17 protein-coding genes are annotated in these 19948 nt (G+C 54.4%); 9 read left to right on the top strand and 8 right to left on the bottom strand.

Annotated features, from left to right (window positions below; all coding sequences use genetic code 11):
• Window positions 1-188 precede the first annotated feature (188 nt).
• Complete coding sequence (locus ACXADJ_RS06785) at window positions 189-1052, top strand: DUF72 domain-containing protein (protein ID WP_475064237.1); 864 nt, start codon at window positions 189-191, stop codon at window positions 1050-1052.
• 59 nt (window positions 1053-1111) lie between these two features.
• Here ACXADJ_RS06785 and ACXADJ_RS06780 read toward each other — a convergent pair whose 3' ends face one another.
• Complete coding sequence (locus ACXADJ_RS06780; RefSeq protein WP_475064236.1) at window positions 1112-1882, bottom strand: sulfite exporter TauE/SafE family protein; 771 nt, start codon at window positions 1880-1882, stop codon at window positions 1112-1114.
• A gap of 132 nt (window positions 1883-2014) precedes the next feature.
• On the opposite strand from ACXADJ_RS06780, the gene cysB reads away from it, so the two are divergent.
• Window positions 2015-2989: an HTH-type transcriptional regulator CysB gene (gene cysB / locus ACXADJ_RS06775; RefSeq protein WP_475064235.1), complete on the top strand. Its 975-nt coding sequence runs from the start codon at window positions 2015-2017 to the stop codon at window positions 2987-2989.
• Window positions 2990-3098: 109 nt separating this feature from the next.
• On the opposite strand, the gene ACXADJ_RS06770 is transcribed toward cysB, so the two are convergent.
• On the bottom strand, window positions 3099-4814 hold the full coding sequence (locus ACXADJ_RS06770) for an aminotransferase-like domain-containing protein (protein WP_475064234.1): 1716 nt from the start codon (window positions 4812-4814) through the stop codon (window positions 3099-3101).
• Window positions 4815-4971: 157 nt separating this feature from the next.
• Between ACXADJ_RS06770 and ACXADJ_RS06765 the strand changes: the two genes are divergently transcribed.
• The gene (locus tag ACXADJ_RS06765; protein WP_475064233.1) at window positions 4972-5631 is read left to right on the top strand and encodes a pyridoxamine 5'-phosphate oxidase family protein; all 660 of its coding nucleotides are present in this window, start codon (window positions 4972-4974) and stop codon (window positions 5629-5631) included.
• A 68-nt stretch (window positions 5632-5699) separates the two neighbouring features.
• Here ACXADJ_RS06765 and ACXADJ_RS06760 read toward each other — a convergent pair whose 3' ends face one another.
• Window positions 5700-6326: a YbhB/YbcL family Raf kinase inhibitor-like protein gene (locus ACXADJ_RS06760; RefSeq protein ID WP_475064232.1), complete on the bottom strand. Its 627-nt coding sequence runs from the start codon at window positions 6324-6326 to the stop codon at window positions 5700-5702.
• A 269-nt stretch (window positions 6327-6595) separates the two neighbouring features.
• Window positions 6596-7987 (bottom strand): molecular chaperone, encoded by a 1392-nt coding sequence (gene yegD, locus ACXADJ_RS06755; RefSeq protein WP_475064231.1) that lies wholly within the window; start codon window positions 7985-7987, stop codon window positions 6596-6598.
• A gap of 275 nt (window positions 7988-8262) precedes the next feature.
• Here yegD and ACXADJ_RS06750 point away from each other — a divergent pair, with 275 nt between their 5' ends.
• Window positions 8263-9117 (top strand): hypothetical protein, encoded by an 855-nt coding sequence (locus ACXADJ_RS06750; RefSeq protein ID WP_475064230.1) that lies wholly within the window; start codon window positions 8263-8265, stop codon window positions 9115-9117.
• Between the two features lie 523 nt (window positions 9118-9640).
• Complete coding sequence (locus ACXADJ_RS06745) at window positions 9641-10114, top strand: SRPBCC family protein (RefSeq protein WP_475064229.1); 474 nt, start codon at window positions 9641-9643, stop codon at window positions 10112-10114.
• 115 nt (window positions 10115-10229) lie between these two features.
• Here ACXADJ_RS06745 and ilvA read toward each other — a convergent pair whose 3' ends face one another.
• Together ilvA and ACXADJ_RS06735 are read right to left on the bottom strand one after the other, a co-directional pair.
• Window positions 10230-11249, bottom strand: a complete 1020-nt coding sequence (ilvA, locus tag ACXADJ_RS06740) for a threonine ammonia-lyase IlvA (RefSeq protein ID WP_475064228.1) — start codon at window positions 11247-11249, stop codon at window positions 10230-10232.
• A gap of 362 nt (window positions 11250-11611) precedes the next feature.
• Window positions 11612-12082, bottom strand: a complete 471-nt coding sequence (locus ACXADJ_RS06735; RefSeq protein WP_475064227.1) for a GNAT family N-acetyltransferase — start codon at window positions 12080-12082, stop codon at window positions 11612-11614.
• Window positions 12083-12301: 219 nt separating this feature from the next.
• Here ACXADJ_RS06735 and upp point away from each other — a divergent pair, with 219 nt between their 5' ends.
• Window positions 12302-12928, top strand: coding sequence for a uracil phosphoribosyltransferase (upp, locus tag ACXADJ_RS06730; RefSeq protein ID WP_475064226.1), 627 nt, complete (start codon window positions 12302-12304; stop codon window positions 12926-12928).
• Between the two features lie 109 nt (window positions 12929-13037).
• Window positions 13038-14333: a uracil-xanthine permease family protein gene (locus ACXADJ_RS06725; protein WP_475064225.1), complete on the top strand. Its 1296-nt coding sequence runs from the start codon at window positions 13038-13040 to the stop codon at window positions 14331-14333.
• 84 nt (window positions 14334-14417) lie between these two features.
• On the opposite strand, the gene rlmF is transcribed toward ACXADJ_RS06725, so the two are convergent.
• Complete coding sequence (gene rlmF / locus ACXADJ_RS06720) at window positions 14418-15572, bottom strand: 23S rRNA (adenine(1618)-N(6))-methyltransferase RlmF (protein WP_475064224.1); 1155 nt, start codon at window positions 15570-15572, stop codon at window positions 14418-14420.
• Between the two features lie 321 nt (window positions 15573-15893).
• Between rlmF and yiaY the strand changes: the two genes are divergently transcribed.
• A complete protein-coding gene (gene yiaY, locus ACXADJ_RS06715) occupies window positions 15894-17045 on the top strand; it encodes an L-threonine dehydrogenase (protein ID WP_475064223.1) in 1152 nt (383 codons plus the stop codon).
• 175 nt (window positions 17046-17220) lie between these two features.
• Window positions 17221-18642 (top strand): hypothetical protein, encoded by a 1422-nt coding sequence (locus ACXADJ_RS06710; protein ID WP_475064222.1) that lies wholly within the window; start codon window positions 17221-17223, stop codon window positions 18640-18642.
• Window positions 18643-18650: 8 nt separating this feature from the next.
• On the opposite strand, the gene ubiM is transcribed toward ACXADJ_RS06710, so the two are convergent.
• The gene (gene ubiM / locus ACXADJ_RS06705) at window positions 18651-19895 is read right to left on the bottom strand and encodes a 5-demethoxyubiquinol-8 5-hydroxylase UbiM (RefSeq protein WP_475064221.1); all 1245 of its coding nucleotides are present in this window, start codon (window positions 19893-19895) and stop codon (window positions 18651-18653) included.
• Window positions 19896-19948 lie beyond the last annotated feature (53 nt).

The following is a 19948-nucleotide window of genomic DNA, read 5'->3' as shown; positions in this document are numbered from 1 at the left end:
ATGTTGCTGGCAATCATTGATTGTGTAGCCAGAAACATTCGAACTTTACATGCCAAAAACGCATTCGAGAATTACGGATAGTTATAATTTGGCTGATTATGACAAATACAACTGAAAAAACACATTCATTCCCTCAATCGCCGTTATTACCGCCTTCTTTACAGCATAGTCTGCGAATGGGGCTGCCTATGTGGTTCTTGCCAGAATGGCGTGGCAAATTGATGACATTGGAACAAACAAGCAGTAGCGCCCTTTCGCAATACAGTCAGGTATTTGGTTCGGTTGAAGGCAACACCACGTTTTATGCCTTGCCAGGTAAGGAGCGTGTGACGCAGTGGCTGGATCAAGTTGGCGATGACTTCCGTTTTTGCTTCAAAGTGCCGCGTGATATCAGCCATGGCCGCAGCATGCAGATGGCCCTGCAAGGGCAGTCGGGCCGGGAGTTCGGTGCATTTCTTGATGCACTGGTGGGTCGCGACGCAAACAAACTGGGCGTCTTGATGCTGCAATTGCCCGCCTCGGTTGAGGCTCGTGCTATGGGCGAAATTCTGGCAACAATGGACGCCTTGGCATCCGGGCAGTACTCCAATGGTGTGCCGTTGCAGCTGGCGCTGGAGTGCCGTCATTTATCGTTCTTCGACAAATCACCGAACGAAGCCACGCTGTTGCGAGAACTGCACAGTCGTCAGATGGATCGAGTGATTTTTGATACCCGTGGCATCATGGCGGAGCAGGGTGATGACGAAGAGCTGCTGGATGCCCAGCGTAAAAAGCCGCGAATGCCCGTGCATGCTGTGGCTTCCGGTCCCAATCCGATTGTGCGGTTTATTGGTTTCAGACAGTTTGAACGCAATCGCACCTATCTGGATCAGTGGTTCCGCAAGTTGCACCAGTGGCTGCTGGAAGGGAAAACGCCGTACGTCTTCTGGCACACCGCGGGTAATCGGGATGTGCCGGAGTTCCACCGCTGGGCCATGCAGCAGTGGTGTCAGCAGGAGGTTGAATGGCCGGGAGAAAACAGCGCCGGCGTTACCGGCGACCTGTGGGGCTAGGGCCAGGGTTTTGGGGTAGGGTTTGGAGCTAGGGCTCTGGAATGGAGCCCCGAGGCGGATCAGAACAGCGCGTATTTGAGGCCAAGGCCAAACAACATGGTGGCCAGCAGGCTGCGCAGTACGTTATCCGGAATGTGCTTGGCCAAACGGCTGGATACCTGAATGGCGGGAATAGAGCCAATCAGCAGTGCGCCCAGCAGCATAAAGTCCACATTGCCCAGATAGATATGAATAAATCCGGCTGCCAACGTCAGTGGAACTGCGTGGGCGATGTCGGTTCCCACCACATGGGTGGAACGCAATGCCGGGTACAGCACCATCAAAATGGCGGTACCAATGGCACCGGCACCAACGGACGACAAGGTCACCAGAACGCCCAGCAGAACACCCGATAGTACAGTCAAAACCGCAATGCTGTTCGGGTGGCCGCCCAGCAATTTGCCCGACCAACGTTGAATTTGTCCGCGCAGCACAATAGAACAAGCTGTAATTAGCAGCATTGCTCCAAGAACATTGGTTAATATGTGGCCATATTGGTCAGCGTCGTCAAAATAGAGATCCAGTACGAGACCCGTGACCAGAGCGGCACTTATACTGCCCAGCGCCAGTCGACGCAGAATGGACCAGTCGACGTGACCCTGACGATGGTGGGTGATGGCGCCAGAGGCTTTGGTCAGTGCCGCATACATCAGGTCGGTGCCGATGGCAGTATGAGCAGGAAAACCAAACAGCAACAGCAGCGGGGTCATCAGAGCGCCGCCGCCAATGCCTGTCAGGCCAACAACAAAGCCGACGCCTGCGCCTGCGAGGATATAGAGCAAAATGTCCATAAGTAGGTAAAAAACTGCCAAAAAGCTGGAGGGTATTGCGGCAGTACTCTAGTTGGTGTTATCTATACTTAAAAAGAATATTTACTTATATTTTTATAACCATAACTGACCCAATGCTAAGCCGGAGGGAACATGAAGCTTCAGCAGCTCAAGTACATTTGGGAAGTGGCGCACCACGATCTGAATGTATCTGCCACCGCGCAGGTGCTCTATACCTCACAGCCCGGTATCAGTAAGCAAATCCGCTTGCTGGAGGACGAGCTTGGTGTTGAGATTTTTGCCCGCAGCGGCAAGCACCTGACCCGTGTGACACCCGCCGGTGAGGCCATCCTGAAAATTGCCGGTGAAATCCTTCGTAAGGTGGACAGCATTAAACAGGTCGCGCAGGAGTTCAGCGATGAATCCAAAGGCTCGCTGACCATTGCCACGACGCACACCCAGGCTCGTTATGCCTTGCCGAGCGTGATTCAGCGCTTTATGAGCAAATACCCAGACGTCAGCTTGCATATGAATCAGGGTACTCCGGGCCAGATCGCAGAAATGGCTGCTAACGGTTCGGTGGACTTTGCCATCGCAACCGAAGGAATGGAGTCCTTTAATGATCTGATCATGATGCCGTGCTACCGCTGGAATCGCAGCATTCTGGTGCCGCGTAATCATCCGCTGGCGCAATTCAAACGGCCATCACTGGAGCAGGTGGCTGCGTATCCGCTGGTTACCTACGTGTTTGGTTTTACCGGCCGTAGTAAGCTGGATGATGCATTCAAGAGCCGCGGACTGACGCCACGAGTTGCCTTTACCGCAGCAGATGCCGATGTCATCAAAACCTACGTACGCCTGGGCGTTGGGGTCGGCATTGTCGCCAGTATGGCGGTTGATGAAGAAGCCGATTCCGATCTCGTAGCCATTGATGGCAGCCATTTGTTTGCGCCGAGCGTAACGCGTATTGGCTTTCGCAAGGGGACTTTCTTGAGGGGTTATATGTACGACTTCATCGCCGAATTTGCGCCGCATTTGACCAAAGCCGTTATCGAAGAGGCATCGGCCTGTTCCAACCGTGCAGAAGTAGCGGAAATCTTCAAAGCGATCCGGTTGCCTGAACATTGATCTACAAGATTTAACGCAGAAGAAGCCTGAGTGCCCGCCGGTGCGGGCATTTTTTGGCGTTTTTGTTGGGTGTGAATGGCTGGTCAGTGGCGGGAGCGGGTTAGCACCCTTATTCCTGATTCGTCAGTTTTTTCAATGCTACGGCTATTCGTTCAATCCAATGGGCGGTTGTTTCTATCGGCTGGGCCGTAAAGCCAACCAGAAACCCCTGCTGGTGCGGGGGCACCTGTTGTGGCTGGGCGAAGTGGTCGGCCAGTAGCATCAGTCGCAAACCTTCCGATGCCAGGGCTTCTGCCAGTTGTGTGTCCAGTCGGTGTGCCCGTTTAGTGTCTGCGCTCTCATCAAAGCCTTCAATTAACGGCTGTTTAAGGCGCAGAAGAAAATGCATGCCAGCGTTGGGCAGCTGCCAGTCACAGAACTCAGACAATTGCTGCTGTAACAGCTGGTGGGTTTGATCCCGTTTATCACGGTAGTGGCGGCGCATGCGGTTGAGGTGGCGAGCCAGCTGGCCGGACTCGATAAACTCAGCAATGGCTGGCTGAGCTATCAGTGAGGCTGAAAGCCCTAACGCACGCTGGGTGTTAAGCATGTGTTCGGTCATGGCTTGCGGCACTACCAGATAACCGATGCGCAGCCCGCGAAACAGGATCTTCGAAAAACTGCCCAGCAGACAAACCCGTTCAGCCGTATCGGCCCGTAGCATGGCGGTTTGCATCAGCGGTAAGCCAGGCTTGCCCTGAAACACAAACTCCGTGTCGTAGTCGTCTTCCAGAATCCAGCCATGGTTGTCTACGGCGGTTTGCAGCCATTTTTGTCGAAGTTCAGAGCGCCAACTGACACCCAATGGGTAATGCCGATTGGGTGTTACCACCGCGGCCCAATGCTTACCCGCCGGAATTTCTGTGCCATTACCATAGTCCGTAAATCCCGCTTCGCCGTTGCTACGGCTTCCATAATCCGGCCCCAGCGCATGGATCTCGTCCTCGGAAAAGACTCTCAGGGTTCCGGGCTGTTGTTGCGCCAGTGCCGAGCGAATGGGCGGAAAGGTTGGGTCCTCTACAAACCAGCGGGTAGGTTCTGATATAGCATCTGGTGTTTTGTGCAGATGGGGGAGAGCAGGCTGTTGCGTGGCAGTCTGATTCGAGTAAGCCTCGATGCAATGCTGCAACAAGCTCAGACTGTCCCGGTTGCCGGAGGTGATGAATACCTGTGCGGGATTGACCTCCAGTCGACGGACCTGGCGCAAATAGTCGGCAATGGCACGACGCAGTGGTGGAAAGCCTGCGTGGTATCGACCTTCCAGAATGCGGCTATCCGGCGACAGCCAGCTTTTACGCATGGCGGCGGCCCACTGTTTGTTCGGAAATGCGCGAGTATCAGCACCGGAATCCAGCATCTGAGGGGGCGGTTGTACTGGTTGTTGCCGTTTCGGATTTGACGGCTTATGTGACGACCGGCCGTGATCAGTTGAGCTTGTCGACGATGGTGCTTGCTTGAAAGTCGCAGACTGCAAGTCGACGGCTACTTCAATTCCGCGTTTGGGTTTGCTGACCAAATAGCCCTGACTGATCAGCTCGTCGTAAGCCTGTACAGCCATGCTGCGGGAAACTCCCAGCTGCTGTGCCAGTGCCCGACTGGACGGCAGTCGTGTGCCTTCTGGCACCTGCTGGCTATGAATGGCGTGTTGGATTTGCTCAACCAGCTGCGCGTAGCCAGCAAGGCTGCTGTCGGAATCAAGACTGAGTGTCAGGCCGGCAAAGTTATGCTCGGATGGCGGAGGTCGGTTTGATGTTTGCTCAGATGCTTGCTCGGGCGTGTACGCCATCAACGATTCTCCGTATCCGGTATTTCTTTTCTGGGGTAATTATCTGGACTGGTTATAAATTTAAAAACTGGATATTTGTAGAAAGTCCAGATACCGAAAGAATAACTTCATTGATGAGTATGTTGAACAAAACAGAAGTAATTAATGGAGCTGCACCATGCAACCGCAAAGCGAACGGACCCCCGAGAGCCTTAAATCCCCACAATCTACCGTCAAGCGGGGGCCAAAGCGGGCGCTGTACGACCGTCAGACGGTTAACGACATTCTGGATTCAACCCTGGTGTGCCACATTGCCCAGCAAAAGGAAGGGCAGGTGTTTGTAACACCCAACTGTCATTGGCGGGAGGGCGAATACCTGTACTGGCATGGACACAGCAAGGCACGTAACGCCAGTGGTACGGCTGCGGAGTCAGTGTGCATCAACGTTTGTGCGCTGGACGGACTGGTGCTGGCACGTTGTGCGTTTAATCACTCCATTAACTACCGCTCGGTGACTTTATTTGGTGTGCCTGAGCTGGTGGAGGAAATGTCGGAAAAGGCCCGCCATCTGCAACTGATGGTCGATAAAATCAGTCCGGGGCGTTGGGATAGCTTGCGACCGATGACGGCTAATGAAGTGAACGCTACCGCAGTGATGCGAATTCGCATTGATAACGCATCGGCCAAGGTGCGAACGGGTGATCCGTTGGACGACAAGGATGATCTGGACTGGCCGGTTTTTGCGGGCACGATGCCGCTGGAGCGACAGTGGGGAGAGCCGGTTGCAGCGGAAAACTGTACCGTTGTTGGGGAGCCCCGCTGCCCGGATGCCTTTTGATGATAAAGCCGGGGTTTAATACCCCGGCTAGGCGTCTTTAGCCGTATGCAAATGACATTCAAAAACGGTCAAAGCAACTCGGGGTTGAGTGTGTAAGTAGTGGCGATAGACGCCTCACCCAGCACATGCTCTGCGATGGCTTCACGCAGTTGGGCGCCCGTTACGCCTGCGCCCAATGGCAGGGATTCCACATCCAGCGCATACACAGTGAAAATGTAGCGGTGCACAATGCTGTCGTTCCACGGCGGGCAAGGGCCGTCGTAACCGTAGTATTCGCCACCCATGTCGGCATCGCCAGAAAACCAGCCGGTGTAATCGTTCAGACCGTGCTGCCATTGATTGGCGGCGTCCGGTCCCGGTTTGCCTTTGGCGGTGACGCCGTTGCTGTGGCTGGCTTTGGCAATGGAATGCACTGAAGCTGGGATATTCCACAGCAGCCAATGATAAAAATCGACTCTGGGCAGGTCGGCTGGAACGGTTTTCCCTTCCTGATTCACATCGTCACCAACGGACGGCACGTCCGGGTCGTGGCAGATAACCACAAATGAACGGGTGCCTTCGGGAGCGTCGGACCAGCTCAGTTCCGGGTTGCGGTTGTAGGACAGGGCGACATGGTTTTTGGCATCGGGTACGGCGAATGCGTACTGTGCTGGCACCGGCTGGCCATCGGTCAGGCTTCGGCTTGTCAGTTTCATGGTGATGTCTCCTGTGTTGTGTGTCTGATGTAGATTCGCTGTGCAGGGGCTTGCAGGTAGAACGGTACGAAGCCCCTGAAAAGCCTCGTTACAAGCCCGAAAGGTGGGGCAGAATGATTCCACAAGCTCTTGCAGCATCGGTTGGGACAGGCAACAACTCAAGCAGGTTCAATCGGTACTGTGACCTGTATTACGTTTGATCAATATTTGAACCGTTGCTGAATTGCTTGTCAGTAAGCAACGGCTCTATATTGATCTCAAAGATGCCATTAGCGATAGATGCGCTGCGCCCATTCGGTCAGGCCGGAGACTACGCTGCCGAAGTGGTCACCATCCAACAACGGAATATCGCCCAGTGTTCTCGCCACGGCTTCACGAATAATAGGAGAACGAGCGCTGCCACCCGTTACAAACACCAGATCAGGCCTGGTGTCGGCATTGGCTACGGCCTCTGCCATTAATTCAGTGATGCGTTCCAATGGACGGTTGATGGCGTCCTTTAGTTGCTGCTGGGATATCTCGGCAGACAGGGCGGCTTCAACAAACTCCAGCGGCACGCTGACGCTGGCTTGTTCCGACAGATGAATCTTGGCGTTCTCGGCACCACGCACCAATTGCTGATTCTGCTTGTACTGTTGCAGCTTGATCAGGCGGCCAATCAATTCCGGTTGCAGACAGTCGCGCTGTAATTGCTCCAGATAGAGTTGGGTTTCAAGGCTGTTGAAACGCTGCAGGGCACCAACGTCATTGGTGCTGACGGCATCCAGAAAGGTTTTGGTTGGCATTGGCTTGCCGCTTTTCAGGTCGGCAGTGAGGCCAAACAGAGGCATCAGTTGTTTGGCCGCCAGTGCGATGTCGAGGTCGTTACCACCAATACGCTCACCGGTATGGCTCAGAAAATCAGCGCTGCGGTCGGTGTTGGCGCGACGTTGAGGCCCCATGCGTACCATGGCGCAGTCGCTGGTACCACCGCCGATATCGACGACCAGCACGGTTTTTTCTTCGGTCAGTCCACGTTCAAAGCTCAGCCCAGCTGCAATGGGCTCATATTGAAATTCGACTTCTTGAAAACCGGCGCGCTTGGCGGCGGTGGTCAGGATGCTAATGGCCTGACGGTTACTCTGCTCGGCACCGCTGTCGGTACTCAGTGAGCCCTGGAAGTTTACCGGGCGGCCAATCACCGTATGGGTTAGCGTTTGCTGGAGCGAATGTTCAGCGCGCTGCTTAACGGTTTGCATCATGGCCGTCACGATGTCTTCAAAAAACTGCATGAATTCCGGCCGCAGCCCGCTGGCACCCAAATAGGACTTTGGCGACTTCACAAAGTAGCCTTCTTCGGGGTCGGCAAAATAATGCTCAAACGCTTGCTGGCCAACAAACATTACCGGGTCTTCGCCGGGACTGGCGGGGGCCAGACCCAAATCATCACGCACACGACGGGCTAGCCCAAGCTGGCCGCGACGACTCTCTACGAAGGCTTCACGTTGTGCGCCTGCGGGCAGCGCCAGGCCGACCTGTTCTGTGATCAGCTCTCGACCCAGTGCATACAGTGCCGATGGCATAAAGGACTTGTCACCATCAACGCTGGCCAGTTGGATGGTGTCGTTGTTGGCGACGCCGATCGCGCAGTTGGATGTGCCATAGTCAAAACCACAGATCATGGAAGGTGCTCCGCTTTGGCCTTCGGAGTGAAAGCCGGTTAAGTCGATTTTAAAAAAGCCGCGCAACCTATCACAGCAGCAACAGCGATAGAAGGGAATCCGGAATCTGGCTGTGGTCTGGCGATGTTATTATGATGGTGCGTGGGCCAGATTGAATATTTTCCAAATCGACAAATATCAAAATGGAATGTGAGCTGCACAAGCTGTAATCCATCAGCGGTCAGTGATCCTGTACATTGGAAAAAAACAAGAATCTTCAATTGCAGGGTTTCAATATGTTCAGGTCTTTTGGCGCGGCGGGCTTAGCTTCCGGCTACGCGCGTTTGCTGCTTTCCAAATCTCGAGCGGTGTTATCGGCTCTTTCGTTCTCTGGTTTTTTCTCTATTTCTTCGGGCGTTGGTACGCGCAAGCGTCAATTCGGTGTGTTGTCTGTGCTGGTGGCATTGTGTTCACTGGCTATGCCGTCGCAGGCAGTTGTATCTGGTGCACAAGAAGCGCGTCTGGTGGCGGTCGATTCGGTAAGCAGTCTGTTGCAATTGCAGCAGGTGGATCGTCACAAACAAGGCCTGGTCAATAAGCAGCTGCAAGCAACGGTTGAAGACCTGACAGATTGGCAGCAGCGGCCAGCGCTGCCGGCTCCGGTGGTATCGTCCTTACAGCACTTTTTGGGGTTGATGGAAGAATCCCGACAGCAATTCAGTTTGGCCCAAGTACAACGTCTAATGAATGGCTGGCGTCAGTTGGACGAGCTGCTGGCTGCGATGGAAGTGAATAACCAGAGCCAGTTGGATCAGGCGCTGGCAAAAATGGATGTTGCCTTTGCGATGCAAAATCTGGGTTATCTGTTGCAGGAATGGCCAGCATTGGCGGGCCACCTGCCAGAGGCCGATGTGGCGGCAATGGTGCAACGCGACAGCCTGATTCGCAGCGAACTGCGGGAGCTGGAAACCCTGTTGCCGGGCGAGCGATTGTTGGAAAAACTGAAGTCCCGCTATGCGCTGGTTAGCGCCAAAGTGCTGGAGCCAGCCGATAACTACAGCCCACCGTTGGTAATGTTTTTCACCAGCAGTATGCGCGATATGCTCGATAAAATTGCATTTCGTGCCCAGCTGCGCGGCTTTAATGCCTGACTTATACCGTTATCTTTAGCTGGGTCTTGACTAGGGCCCTCTGAAAAGCTCGGTGCCCGCTCTGGATGACAGGGCGACGCTGAATCACGAAGCTGATTTGCAGTCCTGACGGGTCAAGTCAAAAATCAGCGACACAGAGTCAGCAATGCTCTGCCATCCCCTTAGGGCGCGGCCTGCAGGCCGCCAGAACGGTGTTGGCGAACTTGGAAAGGGCCAGCCATTCCGCTGCATTCGCCGCGGGGGTGTTGTAAAGAGCCAATGACAACCTGCAGGACACGCGCACGACTGCATGGATGCAGGAGGTAGGGCGAAGCAGGAAGCCAGAGCCGAGAGCTGTGCAGAGTTTTTCAGAGGGTCCCTGGTGAATTATGCGTTGCCCGTTTTGTCTTGTCCTTTTGGCGGGGCAGTGGGGTGTTGGTGTGGTCCGCTTGAACGAGGAAGATTGCACTAAAAGCACAATGTCTGTTGCCTGAGTGACAGGCCATGCTGTGGTTTCCCATAACAGCAATTCACGGGGAATCAGATGAAAACAGCATTTTTATCCTTGGCCATGGGCGGCGCCATGCTGGCAGAAGGTTGCGCGCATTTGGGCGGAGGTACGGGTCCAGCAGCGGTATCGGAATCGGTGACAGTCGATGCACCCGCAGCCGAAGTGTGGGCTGTGGTAGGCGAGTACAACAACATGAATCGCTGGCATCCAGCGGTGAAAATCAGTCGACAGATGGCAGAATTCCGTCATCTGGTACTGCACAACGATGCTGTCATTGTTGAAGAAGAAACGGCCCGCGACGATGCTGGTATGAGCTACAGCTATCGCATTGTGTCTGGTCCGCTGCCAGTGAGCGAATACCAGTCCAGTATTACGGTTACCGCGGTTTCTGATGGTCAGTCGACGGTTACCTGGAGTTCGACGTTCAACGCCGATACGTCCGAGGCAACCTCCACCATCCGTGAAGTGTATAAGTCCGGTTTGAGCAATCTGGAAAGCATGTACTGAGTTTGCCGGAAACGCCTTCCGACAGGGCACTGGGACGAACGCTGTCAGTCTCCTGGGTTGCTTCCCCCAGTGTCTTGTCGGTTCTTGTTTTTTCTACCTTGTTACCTTGCGTCTATTATTGGCTGGCGCGCTGCAGGATTTCCCCAAAACGGCTGAAGTCGTTATTGCCGCCACTGACGATACACACCACCGTTTTCCCTTCTATGCGTTCCTTGTTGAGCTCTAGCGCAGCAACGCTGAGAGACCCCGACAGCTCCGCCACGATGGCTTGTTCCTGATACAGGTCGATCAGTGCGCGACAGGTCAAGGCATCCGGAATGGCTTGCACATCGTGCAGCGCCTGCTTGCACACCTCAAAGCCCAGTTCGCCCACACGCAGTGTCGATGCACCATCAATAAAGGGATCAATGCTGGCAAGCGTTTGGTTGCTGCCAACCTGTAACGAGTGTTTCAGGGCCGCTGCATTGGCGGGCTCGACGCCAATCAGGCGGGTAGCGGATGAACGCTGTTTGAACACAGTACCGACACCGGCTGCCAGACCGCCACCACCAACAGGAGCGAACAGGTAATCAATGGTTTTGGGTGCGTCTTGCAATATTTCCAGGGCCAGCGTGCCTTGGCCGCTGATGACATCAAAATCATCAAACGGGTGGATAAAACACGCGTTGTGGTGTTTCTGGTACTCGCGGGCTGCCGCGCAGGCTTCGTCGAAATTGTTGCCAGTCAGCACCACTTTGATGAATTCGCCGCCAAATTCCCGCACCTTGTTCACTTTCAGTAGCGGGCTGTTAGCAGGCATGTAGACCACGCCCTGAATGCCTAACGCATGACAGGCCCAGGCGACGCCCTGGCTGTGATTGCCCGCGCTGGCGCAAACAACACCACGGGCACGTTCGCTGGCGCTGAGTTGCACAATGCGATTGTAGGCCCCGCGTAATTTGAAGGAACGCACCGGTTGTAGGTCTTCTCGCTTTAGCAGCACGTTGGCGTTGTAACGCTTGCTAAGGTACTGGCTGTGCTGCAACGGCGTGCGGCGGGCAATGCCTTTCATCCGGCCAGCCGCGGCAATAATGTCCTGCAACTGTGGCAGGAGCAGGTTGTTGGCGAGACTGGTGTCGTTGGCTGCGGTTGTCATGGCATTACCCTTTGCGATGAAAAATCAATATTCGTTGTTGATCTGTTGAATTCCCGTTTTGGCGGCCATAAAAAAACCCGCCGTTTGGCGGGTTTTCAGAAGCTTTTGTTCAGTTACAAGCTATCCCACCAATCTGCTGATAGTGTGAATAATCATCATAATCTGGCGAGCAACGCTGCTGGAGCGTGAAGCGCGATCGAATGTGATCATTAGCTTGAATCCGTTAGAGGTCAGTACGTGTTTCGGTACATTGGTTAAACAATATCGTAACTATCGGCGTTGGGCGGCGCTACTGTCAAGCCATCCGTTCGCTGTTTCAGGTTTTGGAGGTGATTTGACACTTTTGTCAGTCGACTGGTTTTTTAATCAAGCCGTTTTGTCATCACGCTGAACTGACGGCCTGTATGTTCCACTACTTCATGATCCTGCCAGCCGGACACCCGGTAGAGGTGCTGTTGATCCGGCGTAAAAAGATACAGGCGTGCAATCGCCAGTTCGGCTGCGTGTTGTTCGACGGCAGTAATCAATTGGCTGGCAATGCCTTGGCGGCGGTGGTTTGGGTCGACGTAGACGCTCGCCAGCCAGGGTGTCAGGTTTGGGCGTGGTTCAAAATCGTCTGCCAGCAGGCTGGCGGAGCCGGCGGGTTTACCGTTGACCATGGCAACAAAGGTTTGAGGAATGCCATCCGAGCAGGTGCTGGCCTTTAAGTCGCGTTCAAAGTCTTCAAGGGTTTGGCCAGGGTAGTAACTGGCCCATTGATCAAAGTGCCAGCCGGCCAGCAGTGGCAGCCACTGTGGCTGATCCTTCAGATTGATAATTTGGCAGTTCGCCATGAACCTGGGTTCCTTGTTTGGGATGTTTGCTTGGGACGTTTCTGTATTGCCTTTGGTGGAATATGGCGGTGTGGCGCCATACTGTCCAATTTGTAGCTACGTTACCTGCGATAAGCCCTTAATTCTTAACAAAAGCGTAATATTGACCATTGCGTCAGGATTCCTCTGTGCGAAAATCCCTGCACTTTGAACCACCGCATAACGAACACAGAGGTAAGCATGGCCGTTCATGAAATTCGTCACCCACTGGTACGCCACAAAATCGGTTTGATGCGTAATCAGAATATGAGCACTCGCGGCTTCCGTATTCTGGCCGGGGAAGTGGGTAACCTGCTGACCTACGAAGCAACCAAGGATCTGGAACTGGAAGAATACCAACAGGACGGTTGGTGTGGTTCCGTGACCTGTGAGCGCATTCGCGGCAAAAAAATCACCGTTGTTCCGATCTTGCGTGCTGGTCTGGGCATGCTGGACGGTGTGTTGGAGCTGGTGCCTAGCGCCAAGATCAGCGTGGTGGGTCTGTACCGCGACGAAGAAACCCTGGAACCTGTCAGCTACTTCGACAAACTGGCGGGCGACATTGACCAGCGCATGTCACTGGTCATTGACCCAATGCTGGCCACCGGCGGCTCCATGATCGCCACCATCGACCTGCTGAAAAAGCATGGCTGTACCAGCATTCGTGCGCTGGTTCTGGTTGCGGCACCAGAGGGCATCAAGAAAGTACAGGAAGCTCACCCAGACGTTGATATTTACACCGCATCCGTAGACAGCCACCTGAACGAAGACGGCTACATCATCCCGGGTCTGGGTGATGCTGGCGACAAAATTTTCGGCACCAAGTAACACCTTTTCTCCAACAGCTTATGGCGGGTTTGCCTCGCCATAGGCTGACAGCTGTACGCGCTAAACCTTCCTATAACTTTTGACGGTCTGATTCTCTGGGGGAATCTTCATGCAAACGACAAATGAAAACCTCTACAGCGGTTGGCGACTGCTGCTGGCGGGTGGACAAATGCTGTTCGTCGCATTTGGCTCGCTGGTTCTGGTGCCTTTGATTACCGGTCTTGATCCAAGTGTGGCTTTGTTTACAGCCGGTTTGGGCACGCTGATTTTTCAGCTGACAACCAAGCGTTCTATCCCGGTGTTTTTGGGGTCTTCGTTCGCCTTTATCGCGCCGATTATTTTTGCGGTAGAAACCTGGGGCCAGGCGGCTGCCATGGGCGGTTTGTTCTGCGCCGGTCTGGTGTATGTGTTGCTGTCGGCACTGGTGGCGTTGCGTGGCCCAGGCTTCTTGCATCGCCTGTTGCCACCTGTGGTGACCGGGCCAATTATTATGATCATTGGTCTGGGTCTGGCACCAATTGCCGTCAATATGGCGGTGGGTAAAACCGGTGATGCGTCGGCGCAATTGTTCCCGTATGCGGACGCCATGATGGTGTCTATGCCTGCTCTGATTACCACCTTGCTGGTCGCCACCTTTGCCAAAGGGATCTTCCGCTTGGTGCCAATTTTGGCTGGCGTAGCAGTGGGTTACGTGATTGCCGCGATGAACGGCATGGTGGATTACGCTGCGGTTTCCAACGCCAGCTGGCTTAGCATTCCGGGTTTTGTGATGCCGGAATTTGTACCTGCCGCCATTCTGTTCATGCTGCCGGTTGCGATTGCGCCAGCGATTGAACACGTGGGTGACGTGCTGGCCATCGGCAGTGTGACGGGTAAAGACTACGTTCAAAAGCCGGGCCTGCACCGTACTTTGCTGGGCGATGGTCTGGCGACATCTGCGGCCTCTTTGTTCGGGGGGCCGCCAAACACCACATACTCTGAAGTGACAGGCGCCGTGATGCTGACCAAGGCATTTAACCCGGTTGTGATGACCTGGGCAGCGGTTATTGCTATTTCGCTGGCGTTTATTTCCAAGTTCGGTGCCCTGCTGCAAACCATTCCGACGCCGGTCATGGGCGGTATTCTGATTCTGCTGTTTGGTTCGATTGCCGGTGTTGGCATGAACATTCTGATCAAGGGCAAAGTGGACCTCAGTGCTCAGCGTAATCTGGTGATTGTGGCGGTGACACTGGTGTTTGGCATTGGCGGTATGGTCGTTGGTGCTGGTGATTGGCACCTGCAGGGCGTTAGCCTGTGCGGTATTGTCGCCATCGTTCTGAACCTGATTTTGCCGCAGGCCGATGCGGTTAATGATCTGCATGAAGAGCAGGAAATCGTTGATGATATGGTCGAGCACAATCGTTGATTGCGGGTCTGTGTGACTGGCAACCAAAACGAAAAACGGCCGCAATAGCGGCCGTTTTTGTTATGAGTCCAGATTGGATTTAGATCACCAGCGGTTTTTGGCCCAGGTCTCTAACGCTTTGTCGCTTTGGAAGGTCCAGGCGATGAAACGACTGGATTTTTGCCCCTGACTCATTTCCACCACGCGCTGTTGCTTCACTCCGATTTCTTTCAAAGCGTGTTTCAGTGCAGGGATGGCCGCCTGACGGGACACCAGCGAAGTGAACCAGGCGACCTGCTGTCCGTAATCCCGGCTTTCCCGAATCATTCTTGCCACAAATGCGGCTTCACCACCGTCGCACCACAACTCATTACTTTGACCGCCAAAGTTCAGCTGCTTGGGGTCTTGTTGCTTGCCGTCCCACTTGCCCAAATTCTTCCATTTACGCTCGTTGCCTCGGGCCATCTGTTCGGCAGACTCGTGGAATGGTGGATTGCAAAGGGTAACGTCAACGAAATACTTCGATTTAATAATGCTTTTAAAACAATAATTTGCGTCGGTTTGCTCACGTAGTTTTACACTGGCTTTGAGCATTGGGTTGGCGTCAATGTTGCGCTGTGCCGATGCCAATGAATCGGCTTGAATGTCTGCAGCCACAAACGACCAACCGTATTCACTGTTGCCGATGATTGGATAAATGCAATTGGCACCGCAGCCAATATCCAGTGCAGTAACCTTTCGGCCCAGGGGAATCTTACCGTTATTGGTCGTGGCCAGCAGGTCGGCCAAATTATGGATGTAGTCAGCGCGGCCAGGGATGGGAGGGCACAGATAGCCCTCGGGAATGTCCCAATGTGTTAGCCCGTACCACTGCATCAACAACGAACGGTTCAGCACCTTGATGGCTTCAGGGTTGGTAAAGTCGATGGAGTCATTGCCTGCCGGTGTGACAACCATAAAGCGGGTCAGGTCCGGGTTGGCTTTGGTCAGCGCATCAAAATCGTAGCGCGTTTGATGCCGGTTGCGTGGGTGCAGCTGCGGCGCTTTTTTCGCTTTGTCAGCCGGACGTTTTGCCTTGCTGCCAACAGTCTGTTGTTTGCCTTTGGTTCTGGCTTTTGGGTGTCCTGAATCGGCGTCCTTTCCGGGTTGCTTACCTGACGCCCGGGCTGATGGATCAGTCCATGGGTTTACGGGAGCGGAATCAGACGGCGAGTTGGAAGACGATTTTTTAGGCTGCTTGGAAGACGGCGGGCGCGGCATGGTGAAATTCTGCGGTTGGGTCGGTGTTGTCGTTCGGATACTTGGCTGTAAAGCGCAAGGCAGCAGTATAACGGCATGAAAGCGGTAAACCATGCAATCAGCAATGGTATTGGTTAAAAAGACAGTCTGGTTTGTGGATGCGGTGATGCGTCAGGGAAATTTGAATCAGGTGATCGTGTCTTTGAGCCGGTAGGGTCTTATCGACACAGGTCAAGTTGCTGTTGGCAGTGGACCAGTGGCTTGCTCTGCATCAAGTTTACCGTTCGATGGCAGGAGTAGGTTGTCGTTATCAAAGTGAGTTCTTACCAGAAGGAGCAGACCATGACTGCAACCGCATTCTATATCCCAAGCGTTAACTTGATGGGCAGCGGCAGCTTGCAGGAGGCAGCTGCTGACATTCAGTCACGGGGCTGGCGCAAGGCACTGATTGTGACCGATACCCCGCTGGTTGCGACTGGTATGGTCGGCAAAGTTGCTGAGCTGTTGTCTGAGCATGATGTCACTTCGGTGGTGTTCGACGAGGTGAAGCCAAATCCCAATGTGGCCAACGTGGAAGCAGGCCTGGCGGTTTTGCAACAATACGATTGTGACTTCGTTATTTCGTTGGGTGGCGGTTCGCCACACGATTGCGCCAAAGGCATCGCACTGGTGGCGGCTAACGGTGGTTCTATCAAGGACTACGAGGGCGTCGACCAGTCTGCCAAGCCGCAATTGCCTCTGGTAGCCATCAACACCACCGCGGGCACGGCCAGTGAGATGACCCGCTTTTGCATCATCACCGACGATGAACGCCACGTGAAAATGGCCATCGTCGACAAACACACCACACCAGTGCTGTCGGTGAATGACCCGGATTTGATGGTTGGTATGCCGAAAGCGTTGACTGCCGCCACCGGCATGGATGCGCTGACGCACGCTATTGAAGCCTATGTGTCGACAGCCGCGACGCCAATCACGGATGCCTGCGCCTTGCAGGCGGTACGCCTGATCAGTGCCAATTTGCGTACAGCGGTAGAAGACGGCAGTAACACAGCTGCTCGCGAGGCGATGGCCTATGCCGAGTTTTTGGCCGGGATGGCGTTCAACAACGCGTCGTTGGGTTATGTGCACGCCATGGCGCACCAACTGGGTGGTTTTTACGACTTGCCACACGGGGTGTGCAATGCCATTTTGCTGCCGCATGTTCAGTCATTTAACGCCAGGGCAGCGGATGCTCGATTGGGTGAAGTGGGCGCGGCAATGGGTTGTGATGTGCAGGGCCTGAGCGCCGATGAGGCGGCCAAGGTGTGCATTGAAGCGATTCGCACGCTGGCGGCGGATGTGAACATTCCAGCAGGTGTGGCACAGCTGGGCGCAGACGAGAAGGACATTCCGGTACTGGCCGAAAACGCCATGAAAGACGCCTGTGGGTTAACCAACCCTATTCAGCCAAGCTTTGACGAAGTCTGTGAAATCTTCCGCGCAGCGTTCTGATTTCGCTCTGTCGCCTTCAATTCCTCCTTACTAGCCAAACAGGCCCGCTAACGACAGTTAGTGGGCCTGCTGGTTTAACTTAGAACAGCCTGTCTTGTAACAAATCACTGCGCCTTCGTGCTGAATACTGGCACACTCGATTCCTTGTTGGTAATGGATCGGGTTTGAACTTTTTATGCGTCAGTCGTGGCTCTCTCTTCGTACTGAACCTTCTGGGTTGGCGATAACCGGTGTGGTGGCGGGCTGCCTGTTGTTGCTTGCCATGGTGATGGTTTTGACGCGGGAGTTGTTGCTGCCATTCCCGGAATGGATTGCGGGTGTGCCGTTGTGGCTGGCGGCTTTTCTACTAATTCCTCGGTTGAAAGCGGCACAGCGAAAGCAAATTGGCATTCTGGTGGCGGCAGGGGTTTTGGGGCTGTTGTTTGCCGTAGTTTTTGATGTGCTGAGTACCGGCAGTGCCGGCGTCGAACCCGGCCAATTCCCGGCCGACAATCAAACGACCTTGTATTTCCTGAAAGCGGTCGCTGGCAACCAGATGTTGTTGGCGATGCTGGTGGGCGTCAGCTTTTTACGGCTGGTGGCGCTGGCCGGTATTGCCCCTGCTGAAGACCTTCCGAAAGGCCGTACCGTGCTGCAAAAAACTATGATCAGCACCCACATTTTGGGCTCGGTTCTTAATATGAGTGCTCCCATGATTGTTGGTGATCGTCTGGTTCATGCAAGTGGCGGTAAACCATTGCTGCGGCCGCAAGGCATGGTGCTTCTCCGAGCGTTTTCTACCGCCGCGTTTTGGTCGCCATTTTTTGGTGCTATGGGGTTAACCCTGTTGAGTGCACCGGGGTCGCAATTGGTGGTGCTGGTGGCGTGCAGTTTGCCGGTCGCTATGGCTGGTTTACTGTTTACCGCCTGGGAAATTCATCGTAAACCGGAGCTTGATCAGGTTCAGGGATTTCCGCTGAGTTGGTCCTCGCTGGGCATGCCTGTGGGGTTGGCCCTGCTGGTGGTGATTTGTCATTGGATCTGGCCTGCGGTGTCGGTGCTGACGCTGGTGACCTTGCTGGCCGTCAGTGTGACGGTGCTGTGGCGCTTTACTCTGGGCAGAAAACGCGACAAGCAAGGTAACCCGGTATGTCAGCCGAATGCGCTGGTTAATCATGTGAAAACCGGCTTGCCGGGTCTGTGTTCCGAGGTGTCGTTGTTTTTGGGGGCGGCGGTGCTGGCATCGGGTGTGGCAGCCACACTGGCGGTGTTGGACTTGTCGTTGGCACCTCAACACTATGGTGCACTGGAAGCCTGCATTACGTTACTGGTACTGGTGGGTGTGGCAATACTGGGCATGCACCCGGTAACCACGGTGGCGTTGGCGGGCAGTATTCTCGCCCCAAGCGTCAGCGATCCGAACCTGCTGGGCCTGACCATGCTGATGTGTTGGGGGATTGGTTCGGGGTTTTCACCCATGTCGGGCATTCAGCTGACCATGCAGGCGCGCTTTGGCATGCGCGCCTGTGAGATCCTGTGGGCCAACCGTTTCTATGGCCCGTTTATGTTTGCAGTGTGTTTTGCCGTGCTGTATGCGTACCAGTGGATCAGTGGCTGATTAGCCGATCAAAACCGGGGCAGGGTGGGCAGTCCAAAAATCGGTCCCGCTTGTTTATGCATCAGCTTCTGACGGATGGCTTCTTTTAACGGTGGCAGTCGGTTACTGATGCGCAGCATGGCGCTACGAGCCAGTTTGGCTGGTAAGGTATCGTTGGTGAACAAGCCGACGACCGTGTTGGTGCCGTGATACAGAACCCGGGTGTTGGGCATGTGTTGACGTTGATATGCCTGTAATACCGCCTCTGACCAGAACTTGCCATTGCTGGCTGCCGCTTTGCTGATTTCTTTGGCCAGTATGTCCTGGCCTGCCAAACCAAGGTTGAACCCATGGGCGGTGACGGGATGCATGCCAACGGCGGCATCGCCTATCAAGGCAAAGCGATTGGCGTAGAAACGGCGCGCATGCACACCCACCAAGGGGTAGTGAAAGCGTTCTCCTGCTTGTTTCAGAACGCCCAGTTTGCCATTCAGTTTGCGTTCAATCTCTGCACAGAATTCGCCAGGCTCTTTGGCCAATAACTCCGGCACTTCGGCGGAGTTCACCGTGATTACGACGGAGCTGCGATTGCCATTTAGTGGCAGTACTGCGAGGGTTCCGCCGTACAGAAAACATTCCAGTGCGGTGTGGTGATTGGGTTGCTCGTGTTCAACCACACACAATACGGCGCTGCGTCCGTAGTCGTTGTATTCAGCGGCAATGCCCATTTGATTGCGGCTGCTGGAAAAACGGGTATCGGCGGCGACGATCAGTTGGGCTTTGATTTCATCGCCGTTGTCCAGGGTCAGGTAGCCACAGTCCTGGCTGGTGCGGGTACTGGCGACGGTTCGTCCTGTCAGCAGGGTGATGTTGTCTGTAGCGCTGTGGTTGAATTCTTCAAAAATGGCTTTGCGAATATTCTGGTTAGCAATCAGGTAGCCCAGTGGCTCCTGTTCTTGTGTGGCAGGTTGGGGCGTCGGTGCCTCAAAGTGCAGCGGGTGATCCGAGTTGCCATTCAACACGCTGGCGGCCATCAATGGCGAGATGTTGTCAGACTGAATGCGGGCCCAGCTGCCGTTGTCGGTCAGCAAGGCTTTCGACAAGTGCGTTAGCGCGATTTCGCGGCCGTCGTAGGCCGGGTTGGCTAGTGCCGCTTCAGACTGCTTTTCGATCACAACGACGTTCAAATCATGGTCTTTGATGGCCTGTCGCAACGACAACGCAAAACTCAGCCCGGTTGGCCCTGCGCCGATGATGGCAATATCAAATTCCATGGTGTTCTCCTGTGCTTGTGTCGGCTCACCATATGCCAGCCAAATTTCCTTTG

It is taken from the genome of Oceanobacter sp. ABM4_470 (assembly GCF_056158645.1).
This window is presented reverse-complemented; position numbering and strand designations above follow the sequence as displayed.

What these genes read in the sequence shown, in the direction of transcription:
- ACXADJ_RS06785 (WP_475064237.1), top strand. Translation starts at nt 189, where the DNA reads ATGTGGTTCTTGCCAGAATGGCGTGGCAAATTGATGACATTGGAACAA.
- ACXADJ_RS06780 (WP_475064236.1), bottom strand. Translation starts at nt 1,882, where the DNA reads ATGGACATTTTGCTCTATATCCTCGCAGGCGCAGGCGTCGGCTTTGTT.
- cysB (WP_475064235.1), top strand. Translation starts at nt 2,015, where the DNA reads ATGAAGCTTCAGCAGCTCAAGTACATTTGGGAAGTGGCGCACCACGAT.
- ACXADJ_RS06770 (WP_475064234.1), bottom strand. Translation starts at nt 4,814, where the DNA reads ATGGCGTACACGCCCGAGCAAGCATCTGAGCAAACATCAAACCGACCT.
- ACXADJ_RS06765 (WP_475064233.1), top strand. Translation starts at nt 4,972, where the DNA reads ATGCAACCGCAAAGCGAACGGACCCCCGAGAGCCTTAAATCCCCACAA.
- ACXADJ_RS06760 (WP_475064232.1), bottom strand. Translation starts at nt 6,326, where the DNA reads ATGAAACTGACAAGCCGAAGCCTGACCGATGGCCAGCCGGTGCCAGCA.
- yegD (WP_475064231.1), bottom strand. Translation starts at nt 7,987, where the DNA reads ATGATCTGTGGTTTTGACTATGGCACATCCAACTGCGCGATCGGCGTC.
- ACXADJ_RS06750 (WP_475064230.1), top strand. Translation starts at nt 8,263, where the DNA reads ATGTTCAGGTCTTTTGGCGCGGCGGGCTTAGCTTCCGGCTACGCGCGT.
- ACXADJ_RS06745 (WP_475064229.1), top strand. Translation starts at nt 9,641, where the DNA reads ATGAAAACAGCATTTTTATCCTTGGCCATGGGCGGCGCCATGCTGGCA.
- ilvA (WP_475064228.1), bottom strand. Translation starts at nt 11,249, where the DNA reads ATGACAACCGCAGCCAACGACACCAGTCTCGCCAACAACCTGCTCCTG.
- ACXADJ_RS06735 (WP_475064227.1), bottom strand. Translation starts at nt 12,082, where the DNA reads ATGGCGAACTGCCAAATTATCAATCTGAAGGATCAGCCACAGTGGCTG.
- upp (WP_475064226.1), top strand. Translation starts at nt 12,302, where the DNA reads ATGGCCGTTCATGAAATTCGTCACCCACTGGTACGCCACAAAATCGGT.
- ACXADJ_RS06725 (WP_475064225.1), top strand. Translation starts at nt 13,038, where the DNA reads ATGCAAACGACAAATGAAAACCTCTACAGCGGTTGGCGACTGCTGCTG.
- rlmF (WP_475064224.1), bottom strand. Translation starts at nt 15,572, where the DNA reads ATGCCGCGCCCGCCGTCTTCCAAGCAGCCTAAAAAATCGTCTTCCAAC.
- yiaY (WP_475064223.1), top strand. Translation starts at nt 15,894, where the DNA reads ATGACTGCAACCGCATTCTATATCCCAAGCGTTAACTTGATGGGCAGC.
- ACXADJ_RS06710 (WP_475064222.1), top strand. Translation starts at nt 17,221, where the DNA reads ATGCGTCAGTCGTGGCTCTCTCTTCGTACTGAACCTTCTGGGTTGGCG.
- ubiM (WP_475064221.1), bottom strand. Translation starts at nt 19,895, where the DNA reads ATGGAATTTGATATTGCCATCATCGGCGCAGGGCCAACCGGGCTGAGT.